Below are 11,923 nucleotides of genomic sequence, written 5' to 3'. Positions count from 1 at the left end.
CGCACCGCCTCGGGTCCGGTCCTCGTCACACCGTCCACGACCTGCTATTAGGCTGTGGGTCGATGAACGGAATGGGCCGATGACCGGCGTCGACAGGGACACGGAGAACGTGACGCTGACGGCGTTGCTGGCGCGGATCGCGAACGGCGAGCGAGATGCCTTCAGCGACTTCTACGAACGCACCAGCACGCGGGTGTACGGCATGGTGCTGCGGGTCCTGCGCGATCCCGGATACAGCGAGGAAACCACCCAAGAGGTGTACCTGCAGGTCTGGAACAACGCCGCGAAGTTCGATCCCAAGCAGGGGTCGCCGTTGTCGTGGCTGATCACCCTGGCGCACCGCCGCGCCGTCGACCGGGTGCGGTCCGAGCAGTCGGGCTCCGAACGCGAAGCCGCCTACGGCGCCTCGAGTTGGTACGGACCGTTCGACGCCGTGTCGGAGGAAGTCACCCGTCGAGGCGATACCAGCGACGTCGTCGACTGCCTCGGCACGCTCACCGAAGTCCAGCAGAGAACGGTGGTCCTCGCCTATTACGGAGGGCTGACGTACCGCGAGGTGTCGGAGCGGCTGTCCGTGGCGCTTCCCACAGTGAAATCACGAATTCGAGACGGATTGATCCGGCTCAAGCAATGTCTGGGGGTGCAGTTCGATGGATGAGTCCCAGCCCGACATCCTCGACCTCGCTCAGGTGTACGCACTCGACGCCGTCGACGATCAGCAGCGCCTCGACATCGACGCCGCCGTGCGCCAGGCACCACCCCACATGCGCCGCGAATTCGACATCGCGGTACGCGGCGTGCACGAGACGATGGCCGCCCAGTCTGCGTCCACCGCGGTCGATCCGCCCGCGCACCTGCTCGGGCGGATCCTGGACGCCCTGCCCGAGACCACTGCTGCGCCCGCACCGGTATCGCTGGACGCGGCCCGGGCGCGTAAGCGCAAGCGCCTCCTGACCGCCCTGGGTGCGGCGGCCGCGGTGGTCGTCCTCGCCGTCGGCGGCATCACCGTCGCCCAGCAACTGCAGAGCGAGGAGGGCCAGCCCGTGCCGGCGCAGATCCTCGCGGCCGACGACGTCCGCACAGCGGTCGCACCGATCGCCGGTGGCGGTTCGGCCACCGTAGTGTTCTCCAAGGAAGTCGACGCCGGCGTGCTGGTGATGAACGACGTCCCGCCGCCGGCGCCGGGTTCGGCGTACCAAATATGGCTGCTCGGACCGACACACGAGCCGGTATCCGCGGGAGTCATGGAAGCCGACGACGTCGCGCCGTCGACGACGGCGGTCGTGAACGACATCGACCAGTCGACCGCGCTCGGGTTCAGCGTGGAGCCGCCCGGCGGTTCCACCCAGCCCACCGGCGACATCTTCGCGACGGTCAACCTCACCTGATACGTGAGTGGCGAAGCGTCCCGGGGGGACACTTCGCCACTCACATCGGGAACTACCTGTCAGGCGTTGGCGGCTTTGTATTCGCGGCGGCGGCGGTGCAGGATCGGTTCGGTGTAGCCCGACGGTTGGTTGGTGCCGTCGAGGATGAGTTCCTTGGCGGCCTGGAAGGCGATGTTGGTGTCGAAGTCCGGGGCCAGCGGCCGGTAGGTCGGGTCGTCCTGGTTCTGCCGGTCCACGATCGGGGCCATCCGTTGCAGTGAGGCCACGACCTGCTCGGCGGTGACCACACCGTGCCGGATCCAGTTGGCGAGCAGCTGGGAGGAGATGCGGAGGGTGGCGCGGTCCTCCATCAGGGCGACGTCGTGGATGTCGGGGACCTTGGAGCAGCCGACGCCGGCGTCGATCCAGCGGACCACGTAGCCGAGGATGGACTGGCAGTTGTTGTCGAGTTCCTCCTGCTTCTCGGTCTCGGTCCAGTCGGTGTCCGGGGCCAGCGGGATGGTCAGGATCTGGTCGAGGGTGGCCCGCCGGGTGCCCTCGAGCCGGTCTTGGACGGCGAACACGTCGACCTGGTGGTAGTGGGTGGCGTGCAGGGTGGCCCCGGTCGGGGACGGCACCCAGGCGGTGTTCGCGCCGGCCTTGGGGTGGCCGATCTTCTGCTCGAGCATCTCGGCCATCAGTTCGGTCATCGCCCACATGCCCTTGCCGATCTGCGCCTTGCCCTGCAGGCCGCAGGCCAGGCCGACGTCGACGTTCCAGTCCTCGTAGGCGGTGATCCAGGTCTGCTGTTTCATCTCGGCCTTGCGGATCATCGGCCCGGCCTCCATCGAGGTGTGGATCTCGTCGCCGGTGCGGTCGAGGAACCCGGTGTTGATGAACACCACCCGCTCGGCGGCCTCCTTGATGCAGGCGGCGAGGTTGACGGTGGTGCGCCGTTCCTCGTCCATGATGCCGACCTTGAGGGTGTTGGCGGGCAGCCCGAGGACCTGCTCGACGCGGCCGAACAGTTCGGTGGTGAACGCGACCTCGTCGGGGCCGTGCTGTTTGGGTTTGACGATGTAGATCGACCCGGTGCGGGAGTTGTCCCACGGCCCCGTCGCCTCGGACTTGCCGAGTCCGTGGATCGCGCACAGGGAGGTGAGCAGGGCGTCGAGGATGCCCTCGGGGACCTCGGTGCCGTCCGCGTGCAGGATCGCCGGGGTGCTCATCAGATGCCCGACGTTGCGGACGAACAGCAGCGACCGCCCGTGCAGGGTCAGCTCGGACCCGTCCGGGGCGGTGTAGGTGCGGTCCGGGTTGAGGCGGCGGGTGAACGCCTTCCCACCCTTGGTCAGCTCCTCGGTCAGATCCCCGCGGTTGAGACCGAGCCAGTTGCGGTAGCCGACCACCTTGTCGTCGGCGTCGACGGCGGCGACGGAGTCCTCGAAGTCCATGATGGTGGTGACCGCGGACTCGAGCACCACATCCTTGACCCCGGCCGCATCCGTGGATCCGATCGGGGAGGTGGGGTCGATCACGATTTCCGCGTGCAACCCGTGATTGCGCAACAACACACTGGTGGGGGCGGTGGGGTCGCCGAGGTAGCCGACGAACTTGCCCGGCTCCGCCAGCCCGGTGACCGTGCCGTCGGCCAGCTCCACCGCCAGGGTGGTGCCGTCGACGGTGTAGCGGACGGCGTCGGCGTGCGACCCGGCGGTCAGGGGGGCGGCGGTGTCGAGGAACCGCCGGGCCCAGGCGATGACCCGGTCGCCGCGGACCTTGTTGTACGAGCTGCCCGGCTCCGCGCCACCGTCCTCGGGGATGGCGTTGGTGCCGTACAGGGCGTCGTACAGCGACCCCCAGCGGGCGTTGGAGGCGTTGAGGGCGAAGCGGGCGTTGAGGACCGGGACCACCAGCTGCGGGCCGGCGGTGGAAGTGATCTCCGTGTCCACGTTCGCCGTGGACACCGTGAACGGGGCCGGTTCGGGCACCAGGTACCCGATCTCGGTCAGAAACGCCCGGTACTCGGCCGGGTCGATCGGCTGCCCGGCCCGGTCGCGGTGCCAGGTGTCGATCCGCGCCTGCAGGTCGTCGCGGGTGGCGAGCAGCGCCCGGTTCCTCGGCGCCAGGTCGTCGAACACCTTCACCGCACCCGACCAGAACCCGTCGACGTCGATCCCGGTCCCCGGCAACGCCTCCTCGTTCACGAAGTCGTAGAGCACCTTCGCGACCTGCAGACCGCCGACCTCAACACGCTCAGTCATGAATGACTCACCTTCCGCACTTGGCAAAACTTCCACGATGCGAAAACGCAGTTTCGTATCTTGACATAGAGAAAACCGTGTCTCTCGCGTTCTGTCAATAGCGGACGGTCGTACTGTTGCGCGTCACCACCGATCAGTGGTCTTCCTCGCCGATTCGGTGCACGTGAATCAGGTTGGTCGATCCGATCGTGCCCGGCGGTGATCCCGCCACGATGACGACCAGGTCGCCCCGCTGGTACCGGCCCAGGCCGAGCAGCGCGTGGTCGACCTGGTGGATCATCTGGTCGGTCGATTCGACAGGTTCGACCAGGAACGTCTCCGTCCCCCAGGTCAGTGCGAGTTGGGCACGCACCTCCGGGCGCGGGGTGAACGCCAGCAACGGCAGCGGGGTGTGCAGCCGTGCGAGCCGGCGCACCGTGTCCCCGGACTGAGTGAACGCGACGAGTGCCGCGGCACCCAGTCGCTCCCCGATGTCGCGGGCCGCGTAGGACAGGACTCCGCCCTTCGTGCGGGGCACATGTCCCAGTGGCGGAACGTGCGTGGATTTCTCCTCCACCGCACCGATGATGCGGGCCATGGTGCGGACCGTCTCCATCACGTGTTTGCCGACGGACGTCTCGCCCGACAGCATGACGGCGTCGGCGCCGTCGAGGACGGCGTTGGCCACATCGGACGCCTCCGCGCGGGTGGGCCGCGAATTCTCGATCATCGATTCGAGCATCTGCGTCGCGACGATCACCGGTTTCGCGTTCTCGCGGGCGACCTGGATGGCCCGTTTCTGGGCGAGCGGCACCTGTTCGAGGGGAAGTTCGACGCCCAGATCGCCGCGGGCGACCATCACCGCGTCGAACGCGCGCACGATCGCCTCGAGGTTGTCGACGGCCTCCGGTTTCTCGAGTTTCGCGATCACCGGGATCCTGCGGCCGACGCGGTCCATCACGGCATGGACGAGGTCGATGTCGGCCGCGGATCGCACGAACGACAGCGCGATCAGGTCGACGCCGAGGCGCAGGGCGAATTCGAGGTCGGCGATGTCCTTGTCCGACAGGGCCGGAACCGAGACGTTCATCCCGGGCAGCGACACACCCTTGTTGTTGCTGACCGGTCCTCCCTCGGTGACCCGGCACACCACGTCGTTGCCGTCGACCTCGGTGACGATCAGCCCGAGCTTGCCGTCGTCGACGAGCAACCGGTCGCCCGGCCTGGCGTCTTCGGCCAACTGCTTGTAGGTGGTGGACACCCGGTCGGAGGTGCCCTCGCAGTCGTCGACGGTGATCCGCACGATGTCGCCGTCGGCCCAGACGGTGCCGCCTTCGGCGAAGCGCCCCAATCTGATCTTCGGCCCCTGTAGGTCGGCGAGGATGCCCACCGCCCGTCCGGTGTGTTCGGAGGCGCCCCGCACCCGGAGGTAGTTCGCCTCGTGGTCGGAATGGTCGCCGTGGCTGAAGTTGAGCCGGGCGATGTCCATTCCGCTGTCGACGAGTTCGCGGATGCGGTCGCCGCTCGCCGTCGCGGGCCCGAGGGTGCAGACGATCTTCGTGCGTCTCGCCGACGCGGGCGCCTGCGGAACGGGATCGGCAAATGTTTCGGACACTGTTGCAGTCATGAGTTTTTCAGTTCTCCTCTAGGCGCTTCCGGTGTCCGTGTAGGACACGGCGGCGGCGCGGACGTCGTCGATGCGGTACCGGTTGGCGGCGTCGACGCTGAAGTACCGGCGGGCGGCGGGGCGGGTGTCGGAGAATCCGAGGGATACTCCATCGCTGCGAGCGCGGGGTCGGGAGCCGTGGGATCCGCCCGGGGTGGAGGCGGTGGAAATGACTACGGCTTCGCCAGCGGCCATCCGGTGATCCGCTTGGGTCGCGGGGGCGCGTACGTTCGCACCTTCGAAGTCGAGAGCCCCAACCCTACAAGAGATTCCGCCAATTTCACAGCCGCACTGACGCCGTCGACCACCGGAACGCCGGTGCGGTCCCGGATTCGGTCGTCGAGGCCCGCCATTCCGCCGCAGCCGAGGCAGATCACCTCCGCCTTGTCTTCGCGCACAGCGGCTTCGGCCTCGTCGACGATCGCCTCGATCGCGGCCTCGGGATCGGATTCCAGCGCGAGCACGGGCAGGCCGCTCGCGCGGACACTCGCACACTTGGTGTCGAGGCCCGCGAGCCGGAGCCGGTCTTCGATGAGCGGGACGGTGCGGTCGAGGGTGGTGACCACGGAGTACTTGTGTCCCAGCATCATTGCGATGCTCGCCGACGCCTCGGTGATGTCGACGACGGGGACCTCGAGCAGTTCCTGCAGGCCTTCCCGGCCGTGTTCGCCGTAGCCGGCCTGGATCACGGCGTCGTAGGGTTTCGGGTACGACCGCACCCGGTCCATCACCGCGATCGCGGCGAGGTAGCTCTCGAAATTCCCTTCGACCGATTCCGCACCGATCTCCGGTGTGAGCCCGACGATCTCGGTGCCTTGTGCGGCAACGGCCTCGGCCTGCTTGGCGATGGCGTCCGTGATGGAGGTGGTGGTGTTGACGTTGACGACGAGAATGCGCATCGAAATCTCCTGTCAGTGGTCGCCGTGGCCGCTGTCCACGGCGATCGACTCGCCGGACACGTCCACGTACTGCCGGGTGCGGTCGCCGACGACCGCGTAGATGGCTGCCGCCAGGCCCGCTCCGATGAACCAGGAGAAGGGGGCGATGAGATGGAAGGCGGGGACGATCGCGAACAGGGTGCCGACGAAGGCGGCGGGAACGAGAGCATAGATCGCCCGCAGGTTGAACCCCTTGTGGTAGTAGTAGGTTCCGGTCGGGCTGTCCGAGTAGAGCGCGGGTACGTCGACCTTGGTGCGGCGGATGAACCAGTAGTCGACGAAGATGATGCCGAACAGCGGGCCGAGGACGGCGCCGAGGCCACCGAGGAAGTAGTTGATCACCACCGGGCTGTCGTACAGATTCCAGGGCAGCAGGACCACGCCGATGCAGGCGCTGATGATGCCGGCCTTGCGGAAGCCGATCTTCTCGGGAGCGAGGTTCGACAGGACGTAGGACGGTGCGACGAAGTTCGCCATCACGTTGACGGCCATCGTGACGATGACGAGGGCGAGGCAGGCCAGCGACAGGAACAGGGTGCTGGGGATCGCCGCGACGATGTCGGTGGGGCTGTCGATGATCGTCCCGTCGATCCGGAACTGGGCGCCGCACAGGATGAATGCGATAACGACGAACGCGAGAACGTTGACGAACAGGCCCCAGAAGTTGCCGCGCACGACGGCCGACTTCGACGGGGAGCGCCGCGAGAAGTCGCAGAAGTTGAGGATCAGGGTGCCGTAGATCGACATCCACAGGGCCGCGCCCGCGAACACCTGCCGCCACATCTCGCCGCCGGAGGCCGGCTGATCGGACGCCCAGGCGATGGAGAAGTTGGTGCGGAACAGCATCCACAGGGCGAGGGAGCCGACCGTGACGAGGATCAGCGGCCCTGCGAGGCTCTCGAAGCGACGCACCGCCTCCATCCCGTAGATGAGGACGACGATCTGGATCGCCCAGATTCCGATGAAGCAGATCCATCCGAGGCTGGACAGTCCGAGGATCGAATTCTGGTCGAAGCGGTCGAGCGAGGGCGCGACGGCAACGAGGAAGATCCGGAAGACGATCGACGCCAGGTAGGTCTGAATTCCGAACCAGACGATCGCGATGACCGCGCGAACGATCGCGGGGATCTGGGCGCCGCGGATGCCGAAACTGATCCGGCTCATCACAGGGAACGGCACGCCCGTCTTCTGCCCCATGAATCCTGCGTACGTCATCGCGGCACAGACGATGACCGCGCCGATCATGAGCGACAGGATCATGTGGCCGCCGCCGAGCCCGAGCGCGAACAGGCCGATCGCGAACGAGTAGTTGGCGATGTTGTGGACGTCGTTGGTCCACAGCGTGAAGATGCTGTACGAACCCCAGCGACGGCCTGCGGCCTTCGTCGGTGCCAGGTCCGCGTTGTAGAGTTTCGGACTCGTCGTCGTGAGACGACCGGCGGGGGCAGAGTGGTCGACGGTGGTGTGCCGCGAGACTGTGTCGTCTATGAGCATGTGCCTGTCCTTGCGTGGCGACGAACGAACTTCCGTATCACGGAAAGCTTGTTCCATTGGTCTCCTCAAGTGTGAGCCAGGCAACAGTGGCGGTCAATGATTTCCGCAGGATATATCTTGCCGTCACGCCGCCCGAGATACGACAAACCCGCTGTCGCACTGAATCTTTCGAATCCAGCGCGGCAGCGGGCAGGTCGGCGCAGCGTCAGGCCAGTCCGCGACTGAGCAGCCTACCGCGGGGCGCCTCGTCGAGGTCGATCCGCTTGCCGGCCAGCCAGGTACTGCGCACCACGCCGGCGAGAGCCCGCCGGTCGTAGGCGGAGACGGGATTCTTGTGTTGCAGGGCGGCCACGTCGACGACGAACGCTTCCTCCGGCGCGAAGACCGCGAAATCCGCTGCATACCCCAGCGCGATGTGGCCCTTCGTGTTGAGCCCGACCTGCTCGGCGGGGTTCTCCGCCATCCAGCGGACCACGTCGTTCAGGCTGTGCCCGCGCCGTTTGGCCTCCGACCACACCGCGGACAGTGACACCTGCAGCGAGGCGATGCCGCCCCACGCGACACCGAAGTCGCCGATGTCGAACCGCTTGAGGTCGACCGTGCACGGAGAATGGTCGGTGACGACGCAGTCGATCACACCGTCGGCCAGACCCTGCCACAACAGCTCTCGGTTCCCGGCCTCACGGATCGGCGGGCAGCACTTGAATTGTGTTGCTCCCGAGGGTATTTCTTCCGAAACGAACGAGAGATAGTGTGGACACGTCTCCACCGTGAGCTTCACGCCGTCCTTGCGGGCGGACGCGATCATCGGCAACGCATCCGAGCTCGACAGGTGCAGGATGTGCACCCGGCACCCGGTCCACCGGGCCAGCTCGATGACCTCGGCGATGGCGAGATTCTCGGCGCCCCGCGGCCGCGAGTCGAGGAAGTCGGCATATTTCTCGCCGCCCGGTGACGTCGCGCGGTCGATCGCGTGCGCGTCCTCCGCGTGCACGATCATCATCGCGCCGAAACTCGCGATCTCCTTCAACGCCAGTTCGAGCTCGGCCGGATCCAGCGGCGGGAACTCGTCGACGCCGGAGTGCAGCAGGAAGCATTTGAACCCGAACACCCCTGCGTCGTGCAGGGCCCGCAGGTCCGGCACGTTCCCGGGCACGGCGCCGCCCCAGAATCCGACGTCGACGTACGCCTGATCGGATGCGACCCGGCGTTTGACGTCGAGCGCCGCGGCGTCGACGGTCGGCGGGATGCTGTTGAGCGGCATGTCGACGATCGTGGTCACGCCGCCGGCCGCGGCCGCCCGGGTGGCGCTCGCGAACCCCTCCCATTCGGTGCGGCCCGGCTCGTTGACGTGCACGTGCGTGTCGACGAGACCGGGGATCAGCACCTCGTCGTCGCCCAGTTCGACGACGACCTCGGCGTCGAGCGGGGCACCGAACGGTTCGATGACCACGATCCGGCCGTCCCGCACACCCACGCAGCGGGCGACCTCCCCCGCCGCGGTGATCACCCGCGGGGCCCGGAACAGCAGATCGAGTGGGTCAGTCATCGTCGTCACGACCTGTGCCTGCGACGCCGCGCACCGCTGCCGCCACGGCAGGCGCGACCGCTGCGTCGAACACGCTCGGCACGATGTACGTGGCGTTGAGCTCCGACGGAGACACCGAATCGGAGATCGCCCGGGCTGCGGCGATGAGCATGTCGTCGGTGATCTCGACGGCGTGCGCGTCGAGCAGACCCCTGAACACGCCCGGGAACGCGAGGACGTTGTTGATCTGATTGGGGAAGTCGGACCGGCCGGTCGCGACGACGGCGGCGTGCCGCCCGGCGGCGATCGGATCGACCTCGGGCACCGGGTTGGCCAGTGCGAAGACGATCGACCTCTCCGCCATCGTCTCGATGTCGTCGCCCGTCAGGATGTCCGGCGCCGAGACACCGATGAACACGTCGGCGCCGGCCAGGGCGTCCCGCAGCGATCCGGACCGCGAATCCGGGTTGGTGTTGTTCGCGATCCACGAGCGGAACGAGTCGGACGTGTCGTCGGGCGAGAGGATTCCGTTCCGTCCGCACGCCACGATGTTCGCCGCACCCTGCGCGACCAGCAGACCGATGATGGCGTGCCCGGCGGCGCCGACACCGGAGACCACGATCTTCACCGTGTCGAGGGTCTTCTCGACCACGCGCAGGGCGTTGGTCAGCGCGGCGAGGACCACGATGGCCGTGCCGTGCTGATCGTCGTGGAACACCGGGATGTCGAGCATGCCGCGGAGCCGGGCCTCGATCTCGAAGCACCGCGGGGCGGAGATGTCCTCGAGGTTGATTCCCCCGTACACCGGTGCGAGGGCCCGGACGATCTCGACGATCGCGTCCGTGTCCTGGGTATCCAGACAGACCGGCCAGGCGTCGACGTCCGCGAACTGCTTGAACAGCGCCGCCTTGCCCTCCATCACGGGAATCGACGCGGCGGCACCGATGTTGCCAAGCCCCAGCACGGCCGAACCATCGGTGACGACGGCGACGGTGTTGCGTTTGATCGTCAGTCGCCGGACGTCCTCGGGGTTCTCGGCGATCGCGGTGCACACCCGGGCGACGCCGGGCGTGTACGCGCGGGACAGGTCGTCGCGATGCTTGAGCGGAACCTTCGGCACCACTTCGAGTTTCCCGCCGAGATGAAGCAGGAACGTGCGGTCGCTGACCTTGCCCACCACCACCCCGGGCACGTCGGCGATCGCGGACGCGATCTGTTCGGCGTGCTCGACGTCGGACGCGTCGCACGTCACGTCGATGACCATGTGGTCGGGGTGGCTCTCGACCACGTCCAGCGCGGTCATGGCCCCCTTCACGGAGGCCACCGCCCCAGCGAGTGTCGAGGTGGTGCCCGCGCCGACCGGGGCCGTGACGCGAACGGTGATGGAGTAACCGGGACTGGGATTGGGCATTACGTGTTTCCTCGGGGTGGTCGAAGGGATGAAGAGGCGTGTCTCCGTCAGCGGGGCGCCTGGTCGGCGACGAGCGCCTGATGGGTCTGCGGGAGGGCGTCCCACCAGGTGCGGCGCGTCTCCGACAGCGCTGTCGCGTCGAGATCGCCGAACAGCCGCAGCCGGGACAGGCCGCCGTCGGGGTAGACGTCGAGCCGCAGGTGGGTGGCCGCCGTGCCGTCCAGGACGAACCGGTGCCGCGTGTCGGGTTGCACGGCGGTGCGCGGCAGAAGTTCGGTCCACGCGCCCTCGTCGGCGATGTCGGCGGTGCGCGGCAGAAGTTCGGTCCACGCGCCCTCGTCGGCGATGTCGGCGGTGCGCGCGTCGGCGGTGCTCAGCCGCACCCAGCCGGGCGCGTTCCCCACGTAGTAGCTGGTGTCGATCTCGACGTGCCGTGGCCGGCCGGCCGCGGCGAGCGAGAACACGGCGAAGTCGTTGCCGCCGCCGCGACGCCGGGAGTTTTCCCAGCCCTCCCCCATGTTCCGGGCCCGGCCGGGAAGGATGATGTTCGCGGGTGAGGCGTAGAACGCGTCGGAGCAGCCGACGAGGCGGCCACCGTTCTCGGCGGCCAGCAGGTCGACCGTCCCGTCCAGGAACCGGGGGTCGGGGACCACCTCACCGTGCACGCGCAACCGCGCGACACCGCCGTCGGGGTAGATCGAGAGCCGCACGTGGGTCCACCGGTGCCGGTCGGCGACGGCGTAGGTGTTCTCGGCGTGCCCCTCGGCGGGGGACTTCTCCACGATGGTCTGCCAATCCGCCTTCATGACCTCCTCGATGGACGGGTAGCCCTCGATGGAGGCCGCCTCGATGGAGACGAAAGGCGGGTAGTTGCCCTTGAAATGTGCGGTGTCCACCACGATCCCGTGGATGATGCCGGCGGCGCCGAGCCGGACGATCGCGTAGTCGTGGCCGTCGTCCCGGCGGCGGCGGGTCTCCCAGCCGTCGTAGACCTTGCCCTTGTGCCCGAAATCGGACGGGTCGAAGAACGGGGCCTCCGCCTTGATGAGGTTCTCCCGCTGGGCGAACAGTTCGTCGTTGGCCGCGGATACGCTCCCGCCCAGGGCTCGCGAGGCGAGGTCGGGCAGGGCGGTGAAATCGGCAGAAGTCATGATTCTCCTCGTGTGCTGAGTGTTGCCAGTTCGTCAGCTGATCCGGTTCCAGATCCGCGAGCGCGTACGCCGCGGAGATACCGGCGCTGTGTAGTTGGATGTCGCTGAGCCGGTTTCGGCCGCAG

Annotated in this window: 9 protein-coding genes and 1 pseudogene; 2 read left to right on the top strand and 8 right to left on the bottom strand. The window is 67.6% G+C overall.

Going from position 1 to position 11,923, the window contains the following annotated elements:
- Positions 1-79 precede the first annotated feature (79 nt).
- Together H0B43_RS22915 and H0B43_RS22910 are read left to right on the top strand one after the other, a co-directional pair.
- Positions 80-658 (top strand): sigma-70 family RNA polymerase sigma factor, encoded by a 579-nt coding sequence (locus H0B43_RS22915; RefSeq protein WP_185725856.1) that lies wholly within the window; start codon positions 80-82, stop codon positions 656-658.
- Complete coding sequence (locus H0B43_RS22910) at positions 651-1,388, top strand: anti-sigma factor (protein ID WP_185725857.1); 738 nt, start codon at positions 651-653, stop codon at positions 1,386-1,388. The genes H0B43_RS22915 and H0B43_RS22910 overlap by 8 nt, the downstream gene beginning before the upstream one ends.
- Positions 1,389-1,447: 59 nt before the next feature.
- Here H0B43_RS22910 and H0B43_RS22905 read toward each other — a convergent pair whose 3' ends face one another.
- The 8 genes and pseudogenes from H0B43_RS22905 to alc form a co-directional block, all read right to left on the bottom strand.
- A complete protein-coding gene (locus H0B43_RS22905) occupies positions 1,448-3,631 on the bottom strand; it encodes a malate synthase G (protein ID WP_185725858.1) in 2,184 nt (727 codons plus the stop codon).
- A 133-nt stretch (positions 3,632-3,764) separates the two neighbouring features.
- Positions 3,765-5,237: a pyruvate kinase gene (pyk, locus tag H0B43_RS22900; RefSeq protein WP_185725859.1), complete on the bottom strand. Its 1,473-nt coding sequence runs from the start codon at positions 5,235-5,237 to the stop codon at positions 3,765-3,767.
- 18 nt (positions 5,238-5,255) lie between these two features.
- Positions 5,256-5,375: pseudogene (locus H0B43_RS43225) on the bottom strand (2-oxo acid dehydrogenase); the annotation flags it as partial.
- A gap of 74 nt (positions 5,376-5,449) precedes the next feature.
- Positions 5,450-6,175, bottom strand: coding sequence for an aspartate/glutamate racemase family protein (locus tag H0B43_RS22890; RefSeq protein WP_185725860.1), 726 nt, complete (start codon positions 6,173-6,175; stop codon positions 5,450-5,452).
- A gap of 12 nt (positions 6,176-6,187) precedes the next feature.
- Positions 6,188-7,708, bottom strand: coding sequence for an NCS1 family nucleobase:cation symporter-1 (locus H0B43_RS22885; protein ID WP_185725861.1), 1,521 nt, complete (start codon positions 7,706-7,708; stop codon positions 6,188-6,190).
- Positions 7,709-7,913: 205 nt separating this feature from the next.
- Positions 7,914-9,257 carry an allantoinase AllB gene (gene allB, locus H0B43_RS22880; protein ID WP_185725862.1) on the bottom strand — a complete coding sequence of 448 codons (1,344 nt, stop codon included), beginning with the start codon at positions 9,255-9,257 and terminating at the stop codon, positions 7,914-7,916.
- Positions 9,250-10,647, bottom strand: a complete 1,398-nt coding sequence (locus H0B43_RS22875) for an NAD-dependent malic enzyme (RefSeq protein WP_185725863.1) — start codon at positions 10,645-10,647, stop codon at positions 9,250-9,252. Before H0B43_RS22875 ends, allB begins: the two co-directional genes overlap by 8 nt.
- A 47-nt stretch (positions 10,648-10,694) precedes the next feature.
- Positions 10,695-11,798, bottom strand: coding sequence for an allantoicase (gene alc / locus H0B43_RS22870; RefSeq protein ID WP_185725864.1), 1,104 nt, complete (start codon positions 11,796-11,798; stop codon positions 10,695-10,697).
- Between the last annotated feature and the right edge of the window lie 125 nt (positions 11,799-11,923).

Source organism: Rhodococcus sp. 4CII (assembly GCF_014256275.1).
Taxonomy (GTDB): domain Bacteria; phylum Actinomycetota; class Actinomycetes; order Mycobacteriales; family Mycobacteriaceae; genus Rhodococcus_F; species Rhodococcus_F wratislaviensis_A.
This window is presented reverse-complemented; position numbering and strand designations above follow the sequence as displayed.